At 65.7% G+C, this 21,636-nt stretch carries 17 protein-coding genes; 13 read left to right on the top strand and 4 right to left on the bottom strand.

The window, feature by feature from the left end; all coding sequences use genetic code 11:
* Positions 1-154: 154 nt before the first annotated feature.
* From metG to AC1RDS_RS13355, 3 genes are all read right to left on the bottom strand, one after another.
* The gene (gene metG, locus AC1RDS_RS13365) at positions 155-2,248 is read right to left on the bottom strand and encodes a methionine--tRNA ligase (RefSeq protein WP_092696831.1); all 2,094 of its coding nucleotides are present in this window, start codon (positions 2,246-2,248) and stop codon (positions 155-157) included.
* 66 nt (positions 2,249-2,314) lie between these two features.
* The gene (locus AC1RDS_RS13360) at positions 2,315-3,550 is read right to left on the bottom strand and encodes a patatin-like phospholipase family protein (RefSeq protein ID WP_287876489.1); all 1,236 of its coding nucleotides are present in this window, start codon (positions 3,548-3,550) and stop codon (positions 2,315-2,317) included.
* Positions 3,551-3,583: 33 nt separating this feature from the next.
* Positions 3,584-4,177, bottom strand: a complete 594-nt coding sequence (locus tag AC1RDS_RS13355) for a restriction endonuclease (RefSeq protein ID WP_287876491.1) — start codon at positions 4,175-4,177, stop codon at positions 3,584-3,586.
* Positions 4,178-4,281: 104 nt separating this feature from the next.
* Between AC1RDS_RS13355 and apbC the strand changes: the two genes are divergently transcribed.
* On the top strand, positions 4,282-5,373 hold the full coding sequence (gene apbC, locus AC1RDS_RS13350) for an iron-sulfur cluster carrier protein ApbC (RefSeq protein ID WP_092696829.1): 1,092 nt from the start codon (positions 4,282-4,284) through the stop codon (positions 5,371-5,373).
* Between the two features lie 13 nt (positions 5,374-5,386).
* Here the strand turns inward: apbC and AC1RDS_RS13345 are convergent, their stop codons facing one another.
* Positions 5,387-6,604 (bottom strand): cyanophycinase, encoded by a 1,218-nt coding sequence (locus AC1RDS_RS13345; protein WP_287876493.1) that lies wholly within the window; start codon positions 6,602-6,604, stop codon positions 5,387-5,389.
* A 195-nt stretch (positions 6,605-6,799) separates the two neighbouring features.
* Between AC1RDS_RS13345 and AC1RDS_RS13340 the strand changes: the two genes are divergently transcribed.
* From AC1RDS_RS13340 to AC1RDS_RS13285, 12 genes are all read left to right on the top strand, one after another.
* Entirely contained in the window at positions 6,800-8,710 is a 1,911-nt protein-coding gene (locus AC1RDS_RS13340) for an NAD(P)H-dependent oxidoreductase subunit E (protein ID WP_492227090.1), read from the top strand.
* The gene (fdhF, locus tag AC1RDS_RS13335) at positions 8,707-11,604 is read left to right on the top strand and encodes a formate dehydrogenase subunit alpha (protein ID WP_208859674.1); all 2,898 of its coding nucleotides are present in this window, start codon (positions 8,707-8,709) and stop codon (positions 11,602-11,604) included. The genes AC1RDS_RS13340 and fdhF overlap by 4 nt, the downstream gene beginning before the upstream one ends.
* A gap of 227 nt (positions 11,605-11,831) precedes the next feature.
* Complete coding sequence (locus AC1RDS_RS13330; protein ID WP_287876498.1) at positions 11,832-12,389, top strand: DUF3305 domain-containing protein; 558 nt, start codon at positions 11,832-11,834, stop codon at positions 12,387-12,389.
* A complete protein-coding gene (locus tag AC1RDS_RS13325; protein WP_287876500.1) occupies positions 12,382-13,140 on the top strand; it encodes a DUF3306 domain-containing protein in 759 nt (252 codons plus the stop codon). Before AC1RDS_RS13330 ends, AC1RDS_RS13325 begins: the two co-directional genes overlap by 8 nt.
* Positions 13,100-15,169 (top strand): 4Fe-4S binding protein, encoded by a 2,070-nt coding sequence (locus tag AC1RDS_RS13320; protein ID WP_287876502.1) that lies wholly within the window; start codon positions 13,100-13,102, stop codon positions 15,167-15,169. Before AC1RDS_RS13325 ends, AC1RDS_RS13320 begins: the two co-directional genes overlap by 41 nt.
* Positions 15,166-15,795, top strand: a complete 630-nt coding sequence (locus tag AC1RDS_RS13315; protein ID WP_092696824.1) for a TorD/DmsD family molecular chaperone — start codon at positions 15,166-15,168, stop codon at positions 15,793-15,795. The genes AC1RDS_RS13320 and AC1RDS_RS13315 overlap by 4 nt, the downstream gene beginning before the upstream one ends.
* Before the next feature lie 148 nt (positions 15,796-15,943).
* A complete protein-coding gene (locus AC1RDS_RS13310) occupies positions 15,944-16,153 on the top strand; it encodes a formate dehydrogenase (RefSeq protein ID WP_092696823.1) in 210 nt (69 codons plus the stop codon).
* A gap of 14 nt (positions 16,154-16,167) precedes the next feature.
* Positions 16,168-19,137: a formate dehydrogenase subunit alpha gene (locus AC1RDS_RS13305; protein WP_287876506.1), complete on the top strand. Its 2,970-nt coding sequence runs from the start codon at positions 16,168-16,170 to the stop codon at positions 19,135-19,137.
* A gap of 29 nt (positions 19,138-19,166) precedes the next feature.
* Positions 19,167-19,787: a formate dehydrogenase FDH3 subunit beta gene (gene fdh3B / locus AC1RDS_RS13300; RefSeq protein WP_086911539.1), complete on the top strand. Its 621-nt coding sequence runs from the start codon at positions 19,167-19,169 to the stop codon at positions 19,785-19,787.
* Positions 19,784-20,020: a hypothetical protein gene (locus tag AC1RDS_RS13295; protein ID WP_092696821.1), complete on the top strand. Its 237-nt coding sequence runs from the start codon at positions 19,784-19,786 to the stop codon at positions 20,018-20,020. The genes fdh3B and AC1RDS_RS13295 overlap by 4 nt, the downstream gene beginning before the upstream one ends.
* 8 nt (positions 20,021-20,028) lie before the next feature.
* Positions 20,029-21,246 carry a formate dehydrogenase subunit gamma gene (locus AC1RDS_RS13290; protein ID WP_026434670.1) on the top strand — a complete coding sequence of 406 codons (1,218 nt, stop codon included), beginning with the start codon at positions 20,029-20,031 and terminating at the stop codon, positions 21,244-21,246.
* Positions 21,247-21,248: 2 nt separating this feature from the next.
* Complete coding sequence (locus tag AC1RDS_RS13285) at positions 21,249-21,620, top strand: hypothetical protein (RefSeq protein ID WP_244273595.1); 372 nt, start codon at positions 21,249-21,251, stop codon at positions 21,618-21,620.
* The last annotated feature ends 16 nt before the right edge of the window (positions 21,621-21,636 follow it).

Below are 21,636 nucleotides of genomic sequence, written 5' to 3'. Positions count from 1 at the left end.
TGAGGCTTGTGCTCCGGCCGCACCACCTGGGCAGAAGCCGCTGCGTTTGTGCGGGGTTGAACCTGCATGAAGGGCGCGGGCGAAATGTTGCCACCCGTGCGCGCCCCAAGGAGGCGTGTCCGGGATCGCCGTGTCCGGTTCTGGGGTGACCGTGTCAGCGCACGCGCATGCCGGGCGTGGCGCCGGGCCAGGGATTGAGCACGTAGATGCCGGGGTTGGCCTTTTCGTCGCCATGGCTGGCGGCCAGCACCATGCCTTCCGACACGCCAAACTTCATCTTGCGCGGCGCCAGGTTGGCCACCATCACGGTGTGCTTGCCGATCAGGTCGGCGGGCTGGTAGGCGCTGGCAATGCCGCTGAAGACATTGCGCGTGACGGGATTGCCCTGCGGGTCAGTGCCTTCGCCCACGTCCAGCGTCAGGCGCAGCAGCTTGGTCGAGCCCTCCACGGCCTCGCAGTTCACGATCAGCGCAATGCGCAGGTCGATCTTCGTGAAATCGTCGATGGTGATGGTGGGGGCCAGCTCCTCGCCGCCGGGGGCTGCGGTTTCAATCGTTGCCTGTGCTGGAGGCTCAAACAATGCTTCCAGCTGCTTGGCATCCACGCGCTGCATCAGGTGCTTGTACTCGCCGATCGCATGGCCCTTGCCCAGCATGGTGGTGGCGTCGGCAAAGGAGAAGGGCGGCACCTTGAGGAAGGCCTCGACCTGCGCGGCCAGCGCGGGCAGCACGGGCTTGAGCAGGATGGTGAGCAGGCGGAAGGCCTCGATGCAGGTGGTGCACACGTCCTGCAGGCGGCCTTCCATGCCGTCCTGCTTGGCCAGCTCCCAGGGCTTGTTCTGGTCCACGTAGGCATTGACGCGATCGGTCAGCAGCATGGTCTCGCGCAGGGCCTTGCCGTATTCGCGCTCGGCCAGCAGCTCGATGATGGACGGGGCCAAGGTGCGCAGGTGGTCCAGCAGCGCATCGCCGTCGGCCGACACTTCGCCGAGCTGGCCGCCAAAGCGCTTGGCGATGAAGCCGGCCGCCCGGCTGGCGATGTTGATGTACTTGCCGATCAGGTCGCTGTTGACGCGGGCCATGAAGTCGTCGGCGTTGAAGTCGATGTCTTCGTTGCGGCTGCTCAGCTTGGTGGCCAGGTAGTAGCGTAGCCATTCGGCGTTCATGCCCAGGCCCAGGTACTTGAGCGGGTCCAGGCCGGTGCCGCGGCTTTTGCTCATCTTCTCGCCGTTGTTCACCGTGAGGAATCCGTGCACGAACACCGAGTCGGGCACCTTGCGGCCGCTGAACTTCAGCGTGGCGGGCCAGAACAGGGTGTGGAAGGTGACGATGTCCTTGCCGATGAAGTGGTACTGCTCCAGCGCCGGGTCGGCCATGTAGGCCTCGTAGTCCTGGCCGCGCTTATCGAGCAGGTTCTTCAGCGAGGCCAGATAGCCGATGGGGGCGTCGAGCCATACGTAGAAGTATTTGCCCGGTGCATCGGGGATCTCGATGCCGAAGTAGGGCGCATCGCGCGAGATGTCCCAGTCGCCCAGGCCCTCGCTGGTCGTGCCGTCGGGGTTGGTGCGCACGGTGAACCATTCGCGCACCTTGTTGGCCACTTCGGGTTGCAGGCGGCCGTTTTGCGTCCAGTCTTCCAGAAAGGCCACGCAGCGCGGGTCGGATAGCTTGAAGAAGAAATGCTCCGAGCTTTTGAGCACCGGCTTGGCGCCCGACAGTGCCGAGTAGGGGTTGATCAGATCGGTGGGCGCATACACGGCGCCGCAGACCTCGCAGTTGTCGCCGTACTGGTCCTTGGCGTGGCACTTGGGGCATTCGCCCTTGATGAAGCGGTCGGGCAGGAACATGTTCTTCTCGGGGTCGAAGAACTGCTCGATGGTGCGCGTCTCGATCAGGCCGTTGGACTTGAGGTCGCGGTAGATGTCTTGCGCGAGCTGGTGGTTTTCGGGTGCGTCCGTGCTGTGCCAGTTGTCGAATTCGATGTGAAAACCGTCCAGGTACTGCTGGCGCCCGGCGGCGATGTCGGCCACGAATTGCTGCGGCGACTTGCCGGCCTTCTCGGCGGCGATCATGATGGGCGCGCCGTGGGTGTCGTCGGCGCCGACGAAGTTGACCGCGTTGCCCAGCAGCCGCTGCGTGCGCACCCAGATGTCGGCCTGGATGTATTCCATGATGTGGCCGATGTGGAAGTTGCCGTTGGCATAAGGCAGGGCGGTGGTGACGAAGAGTTTGCGTGCGGAGGACGTCATGGAAGCGGCTTTCTCGGGCGGAACCCGCAATTTTAGGCGCTCTGCGGTGGGGGTGCAGACCCGGCGTCAGGTGTATGGCCGGGTGCGCAGTTCGGCGCCCGTGTCCTTCCAGCCAAAGAAGTGGCACACCTCGGCCCGCCGGGCCAGGGTGTCCTTGCGGCCCAGGGCCATCAGTTCCTGGGTGTAGCCCCGTTCGAACAGCAGGTAGCTGGCCAGCGCCGCGCCGCGCACATCGGCCATGTTCGATGTCACGCCCAGGGCGCCCAGCATGGCGCGCACGGGGCCGGGCAGGTCGCCCACATGGCGGGCCGCTATGGCGTCGAGCCGCTGCGAGGGGGCGATCACCAGCAGCTCGATGGGCCGCAGCGCACTGTGGGAGCGTTTGTCCTCGGAGATGAGCGACAGCGTCTGGTTGATGCGTTTGACCCGCTCCACATCGACCGACAGCGCATCCAGAAAGATGTTGGACAGCGCATGCCCGGCAATCTGCGCCAGCGATGGGTACCCGGGCGAGGGCGTGGCGGCGCTGTCGCCTTGGGGCTCGTGCATGCGGCCCGCGCCGATGACCAGCACGCGCTCGGCCCCCAGGTGGATCGCTGCGGCGATGGGGGCCGACTGGCGCATGGAGCCGTCGCCAAAGTATTCGGTGTGGCCATCGATGGCGAGCCCCTTGGCCGGAAAGACGAAGGGAATGGCCGAAGACGCCAGCAGGTGCTCGTGCGTGATGCGGGCGCGCACCGCCTTGCGCTGCGAGCGCACCCAGGGCTGTTCACCGTCGGCCACCTCGAAAAAAGTGACATGCTCGCCCGAGCTGTAGCTCGATGCCGTGACCGCCAGTGCCGTGAGGTGGCCTTTGTGCATCAGCCGGGGCAGGCGCATGAGCGGCACCATCTTGCCCAGCAGTTTTTCGAGCGGTGCATTGTCCAGCAGCGAGCGCGGGCGCATGCGGCGCCAGCGGGCCAGCGCCCAGCCCAGCGACACCAGGGTGAGCCAGCGGGCACCGCTGCGCATCACGCTGAACGGATCTGCACCGTATACCTGGCCCGCGTGGAACTGGCGCCACACGCGGGCGATGCGGCGCACGGTGCGGTCGAAATCGTCGGCGCCGCAGGCCAGCGCGGCGGCGTTGATGGCCCCCGCCGAGGTGCCCGTGATGATGGGAAACGGATTGGGCTGGCGGCTGGCGCCGCAGGCGTGGCGCAGGTCGGCAATGGCTTCGAGCACGCCCATCTGGTAAGCGGCCCGGGCGCCGCCCCCGGTGAGGAGCAGGCCTGTGCGGGGCGATGGGGTGGCGGTCGGCACGGTGCGGCGGGCCGGCTTGTGCGGGGCGCTGGATCAGGCCTTGGCGAGCAGCAGCGCGGCCAGGGCGGCGTCCTGCACGATGGTGATGCCGTTGTCGCGCGCATACAGCCGGGCGTTGTCGCTCAGGCCGCCCTGTGCCAGCACATACAGGCCCGTGGGAGCGCCGCGCTGGTCCATGGCGGCGCGCAGTTCGCGCAGCGGCTCCACGCCATGGGTGGCGGCTTTCCAGCGGCGGGCGCTGGCCAGCGTGGTGCTGCCGTTCTTCGCCAGGCAGAAATCGGCAGCACCGTTGCCCGGCAGGCGCTCCACGGTGTAGCCCGCGCGCGTCCAGGCGGCCACGAGCGCATTGGCAAAGTCACGCCAGGGCATGCGGGCCGCTGCGTCGAGCATTCCGGACAGGTGGGCGGGGCTGGGTGCGCGCAGCTGCTTCCAGGCGGCAATGCAGCCCACCACGAAGATGGGAAATCCGGCCAGCGCACCCACCACGAAATACTCCCTGGGCAGCAGCGCACCTGCCGCCAGGACGATGACGCCCACCACCACGAAGCTGACCCACCACGGCGAGCGCAGCAGCATGGCAAACAGGGATTTCTCGGCCATCTTGAATTTCACGGAGGTCCTTTTCATTCGGTTTCACGGGATGTCGCCTGCGGTGGGGCGTGCGCATTGTCCTTCAGACAACGGGGGAACAGCGCTTGGATAGACTACCGGCCTCTTCTGGAGTTTATTGAATGGCAGTCACCGAACAGGGCCTCTTGGCCGCACTTTCCAGCGTGCTGGACCCCCACACAGCCCAGGATTTCGTCAGCACCCGCGCCCTGCGCAATGTGCAGATCACTGGCGGCGATGTGGCCTTTGATGTGGAGCTGGGTTACCCCGCCAAGAGCCTGGTGCCCGAGTTGCGCCGCAGCCTGGTGGCCGCCGCCAAGGGCGTGGCCGGGGTCGAAAACGTGTCGGTCAACATCACCACCAAAGTGGTGGCCCATGCGGTGCAGCGCGGTGTGCAGCTGCTGCCGCAGGTCAAGAACATCATTGCCGTGGCTTCGGGCAAGGGCGGCGTGGGCAAGAGCACCACGGCCGCCAACCTGGCCCTGGCCCTGGCCGCCGAGGGCGCCAGCGTGGGCGTGCTCGACGCCGACATCTACGGCCCCAGCCAGCCCATGATGCTGGGCATCAACCGCCGCCCCGAAAGCGACGATGGCAAGACCATGGAACCGCTGGAGAACTACGGCGTGCAGGTCATGTCCATCGGCTTCCTGGTGGACCAGGATGAGGCCATGATCTGGCGCGGCCCCATGGCCACGCAGGCGCTGGAGCAGCTGCTGCGGCAGACCAACTGGAAAGACCTCGACTACCTCATCATCGACATGCCCCCCGGCACCGGCGACATCCAGCTCACGCTCTCCCAGCGCGTGCCCATGACAGGCGCCGTGATCGTGACCACGCCGCAGGACATCGCGCTGCTCGATGCCAAGAAGGGCATCAAGATGTTCGAGAAGGTGGGTGTGCCCATCCTGGGCATCGTCGAGAACATGGCCGTGCATGTGTGCAGCAACTGCGGCCAGGTCGAGCACATCTTTGGCGCCGACGGCGGCAAGAAGATGGCGGCCGAGTACGGCATGGATTACCTGGGCGCGCTGCCGCTCGACATGAGCATCCGCCTGCAGGCCGACAGTGGCAAGCCCACGGTGGTGGCCGATCCCGATGGCGACGTGGCCAGGATCTACAAGAAGGTGGCGCGCGATGTGGCGGTGAAGATCGCCCGGCAGGCGAAAGACTTCTCCAGCAAGTTCCCAACGATCTCGATCAGCAAGAACACCTGATCGCCATGGTGCATCAGTAGGGGTTGGCCGGCAGCAATGTGCCGTTCATCACGCCCACCGACTGGTAGATGGGGAAGCCCGACCAGTCGGTCAGGTTGATTGACGCAGCGGAATTGGCGAGTTTGCGAATCACCACCGATGACGTGGGCACTTCCAGGGGCTTGCCCGCAGCGCACACGGTCGGCCCCAGCGTTACGTTGATGAAGTACACCGCGCTTTCCGTGGTGGTGGAGATATTGGTCACCCGACTGCCGCTGTAGGTGAGGTCAGGGTTGCGCTGCACCAGCAGGGCGGCTTCCACGCCAATGCCGATGCCCCGGGCGGTGTTGTTGCCCAGCACGCCGCCAGGGCAGCCGAACTCTTGCTGGCCCGCGCCGGAATAGGTGCCGATCAGGCGGGACACAAAGGTGATCAGTCGGCCCATGCGATCGCGTGAATCCAGGTGCGAATCGGTGATGGTATTGGCCAGCGCCGGCGGTGCGATGAAGCCGCCCACCGTGCTCAAGGGGTTGGGGTCCAGCGTCACGTAGCTGTTGTAGGGATTGCTTAGCGCTTGCGTGGAGGTGACGGTGCCATTGAGCGCGGCAAAGTCAAACCCGCCCAGCACGGCCAGCCCCGCACTGGTGCCGCCAATAGGCACGTTCTTTTGCATCAGGCCGTTCAAGGTCGCCTCCAGCGCCTGGCCCTTCCAGTAGCGGATGTAGTTGGCCTGGTCACCACCGGCAATCCACACTGCATTGGCCCGGGCCAGCACGGTGTTGACAAAAGGGTCGTTGGCGGCCGCGGTGCTGGGAATCACCAGCGTTTCGACCGAACTCAGGCCCAGCGAAGCCCCGCCAACCCAGCCGTCCCGGACCACGGAGTCCATGGCCGACTTGCGGCCGCTGTAGTAGATGTAAGGGTTGTAGCCGTCATCGCCCGAGGCACGGATCACCACAAGGCGGCCACCAGTGCCCGGCGCCACCCCGGCGCGCTGGATCATCCACCGAAAGGCATCGTCCACATCGGGCCCACCGCCCATCAGTACATACGACGGGTGGGGTTGTGACTGGCTGACCGTGGGCACCACATCGGGGTTGCCCTCGGCGTAGTACTCATAAGCCGTTTTGACTGGCTTGGCCTGCGCGGCGCCGAAGCTTGCGCCGAACACCAGGGTCAGCAGGGTGAGGGCGAGCTTGCACCAGGACGCACTGCGCCGCGAAGCGGCCTTTTGCAACGGGAATCGAGCCATGGCATCTTCCTGTCATAAGTGTGAGAAACCCACTCTACGGTGCCGGGGCATGTTTATTGTTAATTGATGTCAGTATGGTGACAGTATGTTACCGATGGATATGATCTGTGGTCTGTCCCGGTACCCTGCCATCCATTTTGAAATTCTGAAAGATGGGGCCCCTTTGCCGAGGCCTGCTCAACCGAGACAACACTCATGCAGCCATCACCTGTCCCGCCTGCCGCAGCCTCGGTCGCAACGCTCGCCACCCCCGATGACCTGCGCGCCAGCCTTCGCCGCGCCAGCCAGCTCAAGGGCCGCCAGCCTGAAGGCGCCGCGATGGTCGAGGTGGCCGCTTTGCTGGGTTCTCGACCGGCCGAGGGCTTTCGGCGCGACCTGCTGATCGAATACCTGCACCGCCTCAACGACCACTTTGGCGTGCTGCACGGCCGGCACCTGGTGGCCTTGGCCCGGCAGATGAACTTGCCCATGGCCGAGGTGTACGAGGTGGCCAGCTTCTACCACCACTTCGAGATCGTTCGCGGCGACCAGGCCCAGGCACCGCGCCTGGTGCTGCGCGTGTGCGACAGTCTGAGCTGCAGCATGGCCGGCGCGCGCGCGCTGCTGGCCGCGCTGCCCGAGCGCCTGCGTGCGGCCGGGCAGGGCGATGTGCAGGTGCAGGCCGTGCCCTGCGTGGGCCGCTGCGAACAGGCGCCCGTGGCCGTGGTGCACCAGTGCCCGGTGCCACACGCCACGGTCGATGGGGTGTTGGAAATCATCGATTTGAAGCCCTATCGGTCGGTAGCGCTACATCCCTATGCACAGGGGGCTGTCAATTTTGATGTTGCAGCGCTGGCCGGGCGCAGCGTGCCTGCGCCGCCAGAAGGCGTCAGCCCCGCCCATACCGACCTCGCCACCTACCGCGCGCACGGCGGTTACCAGACGGCCGCTGCACTGGTGAATGGCGAAATGGACGCCGAGGCCGTGCTTTCAGCCATGGAAGACTCGGGCCTGCGTGGCCTGGGCGGCGCGGGTTTTCCGGCGGGCCGCAAGTGGCGCATCGTGCGCGAGCAAGCTGCTCCTCGCCTGATGGCGGTGAACATCGACGAAGGTGAGCCCGGCACCTTCAAGGACCGCACCTACCTGGAGCGCGACCCGCACCGCTTTCTGGAAGGCGTGCTCATCGCCGCTCAGGTGGTGGGCACCGAGTCCGTCTACATCTACCTGCGCGACGAATACCACGGCTGCCGCGCGCTGCTGCAGGCCGCGCTGGACGACCTGCGCGCGCAGCCCCCATGCCCGCTGCCGCACATCGAGCTGCGCCGGGGCGCGGGTGCCTACATCTGCGGCGAAGAGTCCGCGATGATCGAGAGCATCGAAGGCAAACGCGGCGAACCCCGCATGCGCCCGCCCTACATCGCGCAGGTGGGCCTGTTCGGCCGGCCCACGCTGGAGCACAACTTTGAAACCCTGTACTGGGTGCGTGACATCGTGGAGCGCGGCCCGCAGTGGTTTGCCAGCTTTGGCCGCCACGGCCGCAAGGGCCTGCGCAGTTTCAGCGTGAGCGGCCGCGTGAAGCACCCCGGCGTCAAGCTCGCGCCGGCGGGCATCACCGTGCAGGAACTCATCGACGAATACTGCGGCGGCATGTTGGATGGCCACCAGCTCTACGCCTATTTGCCGGGCGGCGCCTCGGGCGGCATCCTGCCCGCCCGCCTGAACCAGATACCGCTGGACTTCGACACGCTGCAGCCCTATGGCTGCTTCATCGGCTCGGCCGCCGTCATCGTGCTCAGCCAGCACGACAGCGCGCGCGAGGCGGCGCTGAACGTGATGCGCTTTTTTGAACACGAGAGCTGCGGCCAGTGCACGCCCTGCCGCGTAGGCACGGCCAAGGCGGCCACGCTGATGGAAGCGCCGCAGTGGGATGAAGAATTGCTGGACGACCTGGCGCAGGTCATGGCCGATGCGTCCATCTGCGGCCTGGGCCAGGCGGCGCCCAATCCCATCCGCTGCATCCACAAATACTTTGCGCACGAAGTGGGCGAGGGGCCGTGGCCGGGTGACCTGCCCAAGCCGCGCAACAGCCCGCTGGCCGAGCAACTGCCCGCAGGGGTGAAGCCATGAGCGCCGTGTTCACCTCTGCCGCTGCGCTGCCCGGCGTGGCGTTCGAGCTGGACGGCCGGCCCGTCACCGCCCAGCCCGGTGACACCATCCTCAAAGCCGCGCAGCGCCACGGCGTGGAGATCCCGCACCTCTGCTACACCGACGGCCTCCGCCCCGACGGCAACTGCCGCGCTTGCGTGGTGGAGATCGCGGGCGAGCGCACGCTGGCCCCCAGCTGTTGCCGAGCGCCGACCGAAGGGATGAAAGTGCAGGCCGCCAGCCCGCGCGCGCGCAAGAGCCAGCAGATGGTGGTGGAGATGCTGCTGTCCGACATGCCGGACGTGGGCTACCAATGGAATGATGACCAACCAGATACTCCTGAATTGATAGCTGGTAGCGCATGCGCATCTGGCGCTACAGGCGAATTGGATTCAAAAACTGCCCCAGCAGCAGGCCAGCACGGCGAACTGAGCGCCTGGGCCGACCGCCTGGGTGTGGCCGTGCGCCCCGCGCTCAAGGCGCTGCACCGCGAGCAGCCTGCGCCCGACTTGAGCCACCCGGCCATGGCCGTCCACCTCGACGCCTGCATCCAGTGCAACCGCTGCGTGCGCGCCTGCCGCGAGGAACAGGTCAACGACGTGATCGGCTACGCCCTGCGCGGAGCCCACAGCAAGATCATCTTCGACCTTGACGACCCCATGGCCGAGAGCACCTGCGTGGCCTGCGGCGAATGTGTGCAGGCCTGCCCCACGGGTGCGCTCAGCCCCAAGACGCACATCGGCTCGCAAAAAGTGGACCGCAAGGTCGATTCGGTCTGCCCGTTCTGCGGCGTGGGCTGCCTCATCACCTACAACGTGCGCAATGAAAAGATCATCAGCGTCGAAGGCCGCGACGGCCCCGCCAACCACGGCCGCCTGTGTGTGAAGGGACGCTTCGGCTTTGACTACGCCCACCACCCCGACCGCCTGACGGTGCCGTTGATCCGCAAGCCCGGCGTGCCCAAGGAGGTGCGGCCCTACGGTGCTGACTGGCGCGATACCTTCCGCGAAGCGACCTGGGACGAGGCGCTGGACCTCGCAGCAGGCCAGCTCAAGAGCCTGCGCGACACGCACGGCACCAAGGCCCTGGCGGGCTTTGGCTCGGCCAAGGGCAGCAACGAAGAGGCCTACCTGTTCCAGAAGCTGGTGCGCACCGGCTTTGGCAGCAATAACGTGGACCACTGCACGCGGCTGTGCCACGCCTCCAGCGTGGCCGCGCTGCTCGAAGGCGTGGGCTCGGGGGCGGTGAGCAACCCGGTGAACGACGTGGAGCATGCCGGGCTGATCTTCGTGATCGGCTCCAACCCCACGGCCAACCACCCGGTGGCGGCGACCTGGATGAAGAATGCGGCCAAGCGTGGCGCCAAGATTGTATTGGCCGACCCGCGCGTGACCGACATCGGCCGCCACGCGTGGCGCACGCTGCAGTTCAAGGCCGACACCGACGTGGCCATGCTCAACGCATTGATCCACACCGTGATCGACGAAGGTCTGGTGGATGAGGCCTTTGTCCACGACCGCACCACCGATTTCGAGGCGCTCAAGGCCAACGTGATGGGCTGCAGCCCCGAGGCCATGGCACCCGTGTGCGGCATCCCGGCCGAGACGCTGCGCGAGGTGGCGCGTGCCTTCGCGCGGGCCAAGGCCGCGATGATTCTGTGGGGCATGGGCGTGAGCCAGCATGTGCACGGCACCGACAACGCGCGTTGCCTGATTGCGCTGTGCGCCGTCACCGGCCAGATCGGCAAGCCAGGCTCGGGTCTGCATCCGCTGCGCGGCCAGAACAACGTGCAGGGTGCGAGCGACGCGGGGCTGATCCCCATGATGTTCCCCAACTACCAACGCGTGGACAACGCCGAAGCGCACGCGTGGTTCGAGAATTTCTGGGGCACCCCGCTGGACGAGGCGCCGGGATACACCGTTGTCGAGATCATGCACAAGGCCCTGGCGCCTGACACCGACCCGCACAAGGTGCGCGGCATGTACATCATGGGCGAGAACCCCGCCATGAGCGATCCCGACCTGAACCACGCGCGCCACGCGCTGGCCAGCCTGCAGCACCTGGTGGTGCAGGACATCTTCCTGACCGAAACCGCCTGGCTGGCCGACGTGGTGCTGCCCGCCAGCGCCTGGCCAGAGAAGACCGGCACGGCCAGCAACACCGATCGCATGGTGCAGATGGGCCGCCGCGCGCTCAACCCGCCGGGCGATGCGCGGCCCGATCTCTGGATCATTCAGCAGATCGCCAAAAGGGTGGGCCTCGGCTGGAATTACGAAGGCGACGAATCCGGCGTGGCCGCCGTGTACGACGAAATGCGCCAGGCCATGCACGCGAGCATCGAGGGCATCACCTGGGGTCGGCTGGAGCGTGACTCCAGCGTGACCTACCCCTGCCTCACGCCGGATGACCCCGGCCAGCCCATTGTTTTCAAAGACCAGTTCCCCACGCCCACGGGGCGCCTCCAACTCGTGCCCGCCAGCTTGATCCCGGCGGCCGAAACGCCCAACGCCGACTATCCCCTGGTGCTTATCACCGGCCGCCAGCTGGAGCATTGGCACACGGGCAGCATGACGCGGCGCAGCACCGTGCTCGATGCCATCGAGCCCATGGCCACCGCGTCGCTGCATGGCGACGAACTGGCGCGGCTGGGCGTGGCGCCGGGTGCGCTGGTGGGCATCCGATCGCGGCGCGGCATGGTACAGGTGCGCGTGCGCCGCGACGACGGCACGCCGCGCGGCACGGTGTTCATGCCGTTCGCGTATGTGGAGGCGGCGGCCAATCTGCTGACCAACGCGGCGCTGGACCCGTTCGGCAAGATTCCGGAGTTCAAGTACTGCGCGGTGGCCGTGGAGCGGCTGGAAGGGGCTGCAAGCTGAGAAGGTGTGAACGAACCCGCCATACCCGCTCATCCCGCCAAAACACACCCGCTCGTCGTTACAAATGCTCGCCATAGCCCGAGCTATGGCTGCGCTTTGCGTCTAGATCGGGCGCGTTTTGGCGGCCTGCTCGGGCACGCCGGATTCATTCACACCCTCTGAGGCCACTCAAGGGGCTTTGCAGGCCGTGCTGACCCAGGCCGCGCGCCGGGGTAAAGTCTGCGCCCATGACTGAGCGCCCCTACACCGATGTTGCCGTGATCATGCGCTGCGAGCACATCGCCAACCGCTGGCAGCCCTGGCGGTGGTCGCTGGCCGAGGTGGTGATCCACGAGCCCGCCTTTGGCACCGAGCCGCGCCAGATCCTTCAGGACGAGCGCGAGCAGCGCTGGCTGTTCCCGGGCTTTCGCGTGGAGCTGTTCCGTGATGATGCCGAGGGCTACCACCTGAATCTCACTTCGCCAGCCCCCTGCTGGTTTGTGATGTGGCGCCGCGATGAAGACCCCGGCACCGGCGAGATCCCGCTGGCCCGCCCGGTCGAAGTGAGCCTGAGTTACCACGATGCGGGCCGCTGGCTGGACGCGCAGGAAACCGTGGAACAGGTGCCTGCGGCGCCCGAGGTGGTGGAGGCACTGCGCGCCTTCGTGGCCGAGCACTACCAGCCCGAGCCCAAGCGCCGCAAGCGCCCCGACAGCTTCCGTTCCTTGCAGGACCGGTTTGGTAATCCGGCCTCCGTGACCACCGAAAAGCAGCGTGGCGGCGGTGGAGGAGGAGGCCATGGCTGACGGATTTCTCGGACGCTGGTCGCGCCGCAAGCAGGATGTGCTGGCGGGCAAGCCCGTGCAGGACCCGCCGCCGCCCGCGCCAGCCTCGCAGGTGGCCAATCCCGCACCCGTGCCCGCTCCGGCTGCTGCTGGAGCAGCCACCGCCGTACCCGCAGCCCCCACCCCGGATGCGCCACCACCGCCCACCTTGTCGGATGCCGAGGCCCTCACCCCCGCCTCTGACTTCAAGCCCTTTGTGGACCGTGCCGTCTCGCCCGAAGTGCGCAACCTGGCCATGAAGAAGTTGTTTGCCGATCCGCACTTCAATGTGATGGATGGCCTCGATATTTACGTTGGCGATTACACCCAGCCCGATCCGCTGCCTGCCGGGATGCTGCGCAAGTTGACCAGTGCCCATGCGATGGGCTTCTTTGACCATGAGAAGAAGGCCAACGCCGAGGCATCGCCCGATGCGTTGGTGGACGGTGCCACCGCAGAGGCAATCGCAGACACGCAAGCAGATGCAATAGCCCCTGCCATTGCTCAGCCTCGGGATGATGCGGAGGGGCAAACATCCCCAGACGTGGCACAGTCCGGGGTCTGCAACGCCATTCCTAGCGACCCCTCCAGCGAGCTTGCGCTTGCCACCGACTCCGCACAGGATGCGGTGGCCATGCCAGCCAGCCACACAGAACATGACCACGACGCTCCTCTGCGACTGCAACCAGACGATGCCCCTCAACGCAAAGGCGTTGGGCGCGGCGCTGCATGAAGACCTGACCCTTCACTCCACCCTGTGCCGCCGCGATGCGGGGGCGTTCCAAAAGGCCATCCAGTCGGGTGACGATGTGGTGGTGGCCTGCACGCAAGAGCAGCGCCTGTTTGGCGACCTGGGCCAGCAGACCGAGGGGGCGGTGTCCCCCATCCGGTTTGTGAACATCCGCGAAACCGGTGGCTGGAGCCGCGATGCCGCCAAGGCCAGTCCCAAGATCGCAGCGCTGCTGGCGGCGGCCCGGTTGCCTGATCCACCGCCCGTGCCCACGGTCACCTACAAGAGCACGGGCCGCCTGCTCATCATCGGACCGCTCGACCAGGCCGAGCAGGCTGCAGCCCTGGTGTCGGACGTGCTGGATGTGACCCTGTTCACGCAGGGCCCTGGCAACGCCGGGGGCGCACAGGCACGGCGCTTTCCGGTGCTGGGCGGGCGCATCACGGGCCTTGCCGGCTGGCTGGGCGCGTTCGAATTGCAGTGGAAGGCCGACAACCCCATCGACCTCGACCTGTGCACGCGCTGCAATGCCTGCGTGGCGGCCTGTCCCGAGAACGCCATTGGCCTCGATTACCAGATCGACCTGGCCGCCTGCCAGTCGCACCGCGCCTGCGTGAAGGTGTGCCAGGTGGCCGGTGCCATCGACTTCACGCGCGACGCTGCCGTGCAGACCGAGCGTTTTGACCTGGTGCTGGACCTGCGCTCGGCCACTGCCACGCCCACCTTCCTGCAGCACGCGCTGCCGCAGGGCTATTTCCGTTGGGATGGGCGCGACCTGTCGGCCCTGCTCCAACTGCGCGAACTGGTGGGGGAATTCGAGAAGCCCCGATTCTTTGCCTACAAACAAAAGCTCTGCGCCCACAGCCGCAACGAAACCGTGGGCTGCAACGCCTGTGTGGACATCTGCTCGGCCGAGGCCATCAGCAGTGACAAGGGCCGCCAGCAAATCAAGGTGAACCCCAACCTGTGCGTGGGCTGCGGCGCCTGCACCACCGTCTGCCCCACGGGTGCGCTGACCTATGCCTACCCCAGTGCCACGGAGCAGGGCACCAAGCTCAAGACGCTGCTGTCCACCTACACCGCCGCAGGCGGCAAGGACGCCGTGCTGCTGCTGCACAGCCAGGAGCGCGGCCAGGCGCTGGTGGAAGAACTGGGCCGTGCGGCGCAACTGAAACTGGCGCAGGGCGTGCCCGTCCACGTGATCCCGGTGGCGCTGTGGCACACGGCCAGCACCGGCGTGGACCTGTGGCTCAGCGCCATTGCCTACGGTGCCTCGCAGGTGGTGGTGCTGACGACGCAGGAGGAGGCGCCGCAGTACCTCGATGGCCTGCAGGCACAGATGGATGTGGCGCAAGCCATTCTGCGTGGGCTGGGCTACACAGGCACGCACGTGCAGCTGCTGCGCGCCACGCACCCCACCGAGCTGGACGCCGCATTGCAGGCCCTGGGCCAGACGCGCCAGAAGATCCCGGCCGTGGCTGCACGTTTTGCGGTGGCGCAGGAAAAGCGCAGCACGCTGGAGATGGCGCTCGACCACCTCATCGAGCAGGCTCCGATGCCCGTGGCAGAGCGCCCAGAGGCCATCGCCTTGCCGGCCGTGGGATCGCTGCTGGGCACCATCGAAGTCAACAAGGGCCGCTGCACCTTGTGCCTGAGCTGCGTGAGCGCCTGCCCGGCGAGTGCGCTGCAGGACAACCCGCAGCTGCCGCAGCTGCGCTTCATTGAAAAGAACTGCGTGCAGTGTGGCCTGTGCGCCACCACCTGCCCCGAAAACGCCATCACCCTGCAGCCGCGCCTGCTGCTCACGCCCGAGCGCGCGCAGCTGCGCGTGCTCAACGAAGCCAAGCCCTGGGCCTGCGTGCGCTGCGGCAAGCCCTTTGGCACCGTCAAGGCCATCGAGGCCATGCTGGGCAAGCTGTCGGGCCACCCCATGTTCCAGGGCGAGGCGCTGGAGCGGCTGAAGATGTGCAGCGACTGCCGCGTGATCGATCTGTATTCCTCCCAAAGCGAAACGAAAGTGACCGATCTGTGAGCGATTCCCTTTCCCTGAACGCGGCCGGCAGCTCGGCGCTGGACGAAGAAACCGCGCGCGCCGAGGTGTATGGGCTGCTGGCGCAGCTCTACTACGCCAGGCCCACGCCGGAAACCCTGGCCGCGCTGCGCGTGGCCGTCACCGAAGCCCCCATGGAGGGCGGCTTTCTGCAGGAGCCCTGGCAGCAGCTGGTGGGTGCCGCGCGGGCCCACAGCGATGCGGACATTGCCGCAGAGTTCGATCGCCTGTTCGGCGGTGTGGGCAAGCCCGAGGTGTTCTTGTATGGTTCGCTCTACCTGAGCGGATTCTTGAACGAAAAGCCGCTGGTGCGCTTGCGCAGCGACCTGGCGGCGCTGGGCCTGGCGCGCACAGAAGCGATGCCGGAAACCGAAGACCATGTGGCCTACCTGTGCGAGGTGATGCGCTACCTGATCGCGGGCGACGACATGGCTGTCTGCAACCTGACGGCGCAACGTGATTTTTTTGCGACACATCTGCAACCCTGGATCCTGCAGTTGTGCGATGCCCTGCAGGGGCAGCCTGCGGCCCGGTTTTATGCCGCACTGGCCCAGTTCACGCGGGCTTTCGTGGCGGTGGAGGCCCAGGGCTTCGATATGCTGGAGTGAGTCTTGGAGTCCGCAGAAACCCTGATGCGGACGCTATAAAAGATGAGCGCATTAGTGGGGGGTGGAAAGCGCGATTGCAGGGTTTTACACACTGACATAGACTCGTATGAATTCCGTTTCATAGCTGCCAGCCATTCTGGAGACAAGCATGCAGAACCGCCAGCCCCATTCCTCACGCCGGAGTTTCTTTTCCGGTGCCGCCACCGTAGGGGCTGCAGCAGCAGCCGTCGTGGCGCTTCCCCAGGTGATTCCCTCTGACGCCACGGTGTCCGAGCCTGCCCGCGTGGCCCCTGAAAAGGGCGGTGGCTACCACCTGTCTGCCCACGTCAAGCAGTACTACAAAACCACCCAACTCTGACAGCGGGGCGCACCATGTTGCTTACCAAGAAGTCTTCCCACGCCGCGCAGGTCGCATCGTCCTCGGCGTCTCCTTTTGTGCACAGCCTGCGCCGTGGCCTGTCGCAGGCGCTGCCCACCATGGACCGCCGCTCGTTCCTGCGCCGCTCCGGTCTGGGGGTGGGCGTCGGCATTGCCGCGTCGCAGCTCACGCTGGTCAAGAAATCCAACGCCGCCGAAGGTGCCAAGGTCGGCATCGGCGACAGCAAGATCGAAGTGCGCCGCACTGTCTGCTCCCACTGTTCGGTGGGCTGTGCGGTCGACGCCGTGGTGGAAAACGGCGTGTGGGTACGCCAGGAGCCGGTGTTCGACTCGCCCATCAACCTGGGTGCGCACTGTGCCAAGGGTGCGGCCCTGCGCGAACACGGCCACGGCGAGTACCGCCTGCGTTACCCCATGAAGCTGGTCAACGGCAAGTACGAGCGCATCAGCTGGGACACGGCCCTGAACGAAATCACCGCCAAGATGCAGGAACTGCGCAAGGCCAGCGGCCCTGACAGCGTGTACTTCATCGGCTCGTCCAAGCACAACAACGAGCAGGCCTATCTGCTGCGCAAGTTCGTGAGCTTCTGGGGCACCAACAATTGCGACCACCAGGCCCGCATTTGCCACTCCACCACCGTGGCGGGCGTGGCCAACACATGGGGCTATGGCGCCATGACCAACTCGTACAACGACATGCAGAACAGCAAGGTCGCTCTGTACATCGGCTCCAACGCCGCCGAAGCCCACCCGGTGAGCATGCTGCACATGCTGCACGCCAAGGAAACCGGCTGCAAGATGATCGTGGTGGACCCGCGCTTCACCCGCACCGCGGCCAAGGCCGACGAGTATGTGCGCATCCGCTCGGGCACCGACATCCCCTTCCTGTTCGGCCTGCTGTACCACATCTTCAAGAACGGCTGGGAAGACAAGAAGTACATCAACGACCGTGTCTACGGCATGGACAAGGTGCGCGAGGATGTGCTGGCCAAGTGGTCGCCCGACAAGGTGGAAGAGGCCTGCGGCGTCAAGGAAGACCAGATGTTCAAGGTCGCCAAGATGCTGCACGACAACAACCCTGGCACCATCGTCTGGTGCATGGGCCAGACACAGCACAGCATCGGCAATGCCATGGTGCGCGCCTCGTGCATCCTGCAGCTGGCACTGGGCAACGTGGGCAAGAGCGGTGGTGGCACCAACATCTTCCGCGGCCACGACAACGTACAGGGCGCCACCGACGTGGGCCCCAACCCCGACTCACTGCCCGGCTACTACGGCCTGGCCGAAGGCTCGTGGAAGCACTTCGCGGCCGTGTGGGGTGTGGATTTCGAATGGATCAAGAAGCAGTACGCCTCGCCCGCGATGATGTCCAAGAACGGCATCACCGTGTCGCGCTGGATCGACGGCGTGCTGGAGAAAAATGAACTGATCGACCAGGACTCCAACCTGCGCGGCGTGTTCTATTGGGGCCATGCTCCCAATTCGCAGACCCGTGGTCTGGAGATGAAGCGGGCCATGGACAAGCTGGATCTGCTGGTGGTGGTGGACCCTTACCCATCGGCCACCGCTGCCATGGCGGCCATGCCCGGCAAAACCGAAGACCTCAACCCCAACCGCGCGGTGTACCTTCTGCCGGCGGCTACGCAGTTCGAGACGAGTGGCTCCTGCACGGCATCCAACCGCTCGTTGCAGTGGCGCGAGAAAGTGATCGAGCCGCTGTGGGAGAGTCGCAGCGACCACATGATCATGCACCAGTTCGCTGAAAAGCTCGGTTTTGCCAACGAGCTGTCCAAGAACTACAAGATGCAGAAGGTCAAGGGCATGGACGAGCCCATGCCCGAGGACATCCTGCGGGAGATCAACCGCAGTGTCTGGACCATTGGCTACACCGGCCAGAGCCCCGAGCGCCTGAAGGCCCACATGAAGAACATGCATGTGTTCGATGTGAAAACCCTCAAGGCCAAGGGCGGCAAGGACAAGGAGACCGGCTACGACTTCACCGGTGACTACTTTGGTTTGCCCTGGCCCTGTTATGGCACGCCCGAACTCAAGCACCCAGGCTCGTCCAATCTGTACGACACTTCCAAGCATGTGATGGATGGTGGCGGCAACTTCCGCGCCAATTTCGGTGTCGAAAAGGACGGCCAGAACCTGTTGGCCGAAGACGGATCGCATTCGCTGGGTGCGGAAATCACCACGGGCTACCCCGAGTTCGACCATGTGCTGCTCAAGAAGCTGGGTTGGTGGGACGACCTGTCTGACGCCGAGAAGGCCAAGGCCGAAGGCAAGAACTGGAAGACCGACCCCACGGGCGCCATCATCCGCGTGGCCATGAAGCATGGTTGCCATCCGTTTGGCAACGCCAAGGCCCGGGCCGTGGTGTGGAATTTCCCCGATGCGATTCCGCAGCACCGCGAGCCCATTTACGGCACGCGTCCCGACCTGGTGGCCAAGTACCCCACGCACGACGACAAGAAGGCTTTCTGGCGCCTGCCCACGCTCTACAAGTCCCTGCAGGACAAGAACGTGGCCGACAAGGTCTACGAGAAATTCCCGCTCATCCTGACTTCCGGCCGCTTGGTCGAATACGAAGGCGGCGGCGAGGAAACCCGCTCCAACCCCTGGTTGGCCGAGTTGCAGCAAGAGGCGTTTGTGGAAATCAACCCCAAGACGGCTGCCGACCGGGGTATCCGCAATGGTGAGCGCGTGTGGCTGAGCTCCCCCACGGGTGCGCGCCTGAATGTGCAGGCGCTGGTCACCGAGCGCGTTGCGCCCGACACGGTCTGGATGCCCTTTCACTTCTCTGGCCGGTGGCAAGGTGCCGACATGCTGGCGCACTACCCGAAGGGGGCCGCACCCGTCGTGCGGGGTGAGGCAGTGAACACGGCCACCACCTATGGCTACGACAGCGTGACCATGATGCAGGAAACCAAGACCACGATCTGCAACGTGGAACGGGCGTGAGCGCGCGGCACTGATCAGGAGACAGAACAATGGCACGAATGAAATTCATCTGCGATGCAGAGCGCTGCATCGAATGCAATGGCTGCGTCACCGCCTGCAAGAACGAGCATGAGGTACCGTGGGGCGTGAACCGCCGTCGCGTGGTCACGCTCAACGACGGCGTCCCCGGCGAAAAATCCATCTCGGTGGCCTGCATGCACTGCAGCGATGCACCCTGCATGGCTGTCTGCCCCGTGAACTGCTTCTACCGCACCGACGAAGGTGTGGTGCTGCACGACAAGGATGTCTGCATCGGTTGCGGTTACTGCAGCTATGCCTGCCCGTTTGGCGCCCCCCAGTTTCCGTCGCAAGGCACGTTCGGCGTGCGCGGCAAGATGGACAAATGCACTTTCTGCGCCGGCGGCCCCGAGGCCAATGGCAGCCAGGCAGAGTTCGAGAAATATGGGCGCAACCGCCTGGCAGAAGGCAAGCTGCCCGCCTGTGCCGAAATGTGCTCGACCAAGGCGCTGCTGGCCGGCGATGGCGATGTGGTGGCAGACATCTTCCGCAACCGCGTGGTGCAGCGCGGCAAGGGGGCCGAAGTGTGGGGCTGGGGCACAGCCTACGGCACGCAAAAGGGTGCACAGCCACCCGCAGGAGCCAAGTCATGAAGCGCATTTCCATCACTATGACGGCGGTGCTGGCCCTTGCCGGCCTGGCCGCCTGCACCGAAAAACCGCAGACCGGTGGCGGCATCAAGAGCGACGCTGTACCGTACGCCGGCACAGGCAGCAACTTCACCCAGCCGGGCTGGAAGGTGGGCGACAAGACCAGCTGGGAGCAGCAGCTGAAGGCGCGCCAGCAGTACGGCCAGAACGAATACACCCGCACCCCATCCAAGTGAGGCCCACCATGAAACACATCATGTGGTCCCTGGCCTTGGCGGCGGGCCTGGCATGGGTGCCTGCCCATGCGCAGGCACCGGCTGCCGCCACGGATGCGTCCGCGGCTCCAGCTGCGGTGGCGCCCGCGCCTGCTGCAGCGCCCGGTGGCATTCAGAGCCAGAACATTTTTGAAATCAAGCCAGACGCCAGCGCCGACCCCCAATACGCCGATCAGACGAACGGCGAGCGCGCCAAGGTACAGCCTGGCAACAACGCCCCCATGTGGCGCCAGGTGGGGCAGGGTGTGACGGGCTACAGCAGCCTGCCCCGGACCCAAGCGCCTGAGGCCGGCAACCTGATCCAGCCGATGGTGGCATACCCCGGGGCCCGGGTGACCAACGCGGGTGAGGGCTGGCGCCAGGTGCGCAACCAGTGGATCATTCCCTACGGTGCTGCCTTGCTGGGCCTGGTGTTGCTGGCCTTGGCGATTTTCTATTTCACCAAGGGCCCCATGGGGCACGAGCACCCCGAATCAGATCGCCGGATCGAGCGTTTCACGCCTTTTGAGCGGGCAGCGCACTGGGCCAATGCCGGTGCCTTCATCGCGCTGGCGATTTCGGGCATCGTCATGGCGTTTGGCAAGTTCTTTCTGCTGCCGGTCATCGGCAGCACGCTGTTTGGCTGGCTGGCCTATGCGCTCAAGAATGTGCACAACTTCATGGGCCCGCTGTTTGCGGTTTCGCTGCTGGTCATCATCCTCACCTTCGTGAAGGACAACATCGCCAACCGCGCTGATTTCATCTGGCTCAGCAAGGGCGGCGGCCTGCTCGGTGGCGGTGACCACCAGGTGCCTTCACACCGCTTCAACGCGGGTGAAAAGGGCTTGTTCTGGTGGGGTATCACCATCCCCGGCATCTTCGTGGTGGCCACGGGGCTGGTGCTGGACAAGCTGATCCCCGGCTTTGGCGACGTGCGCAGTGACATGCAGATCGCCCACATGGTCCATGCCGTGCTGGCGATCTGGATGATGGCCTTGATCTGCGGTCACATCTACATGGGAACCGTCGGCATGCGGGGCGCCTACAAGGCCATGAAAACCGGCTATGTCAGCGAGGGCTGGGCCCGCGAGCACCACGAGCTCTGGGCCGATGATGTCCGTGCCGGCAAGATTCCAGCGCAGCGCAGCGGCGTTGCCGTACCCACCGAAAGTGCCGCCCGTGCGGCGCAGGCAGCGAGGCCTACATGAAAATGAGCATGCACCATTCCCTGCTGGCCTTCCTGGTGGCCGGCGCATCTTCCATGGCACTTGCCAAGCTGCCAGCGCCCACGCCTGAAGCACAGGCCAAGGCCGCCGAGACTGCTGCCAAGGCCGCCTGGAGCGGCAAGGTGGACAGCTACAAGCTCTGCCAGTCGCAGGACAAGGTGGCTGCGCACTACCGGCGCACGGCCAAGGATGCCAAGCCCGCCGTGGCCACCAGCGGGTGCACCGATCCGGGTCCTTTTGCCTACACCCCGCCGGCCGCCAAACCGCTCGAAGCTTCGGGTGCCCATTCGCCACCCGGTACCGCCAGCAGCCCGCCCAGCACGCTCATGCCTGCAGCGTCGGCGCCCAAGCCCTGAGTTCGTGTCGATATTC

It is taken from the genome of Acidovorax sp. GW823-FHT02H02 (assembly GCF_058797075.1).
The sequence above is the reverse complement of the archived record's forward strand: the minus strand, read 5'-3'. Positions and strand labels throughout refer to the sequence as shown.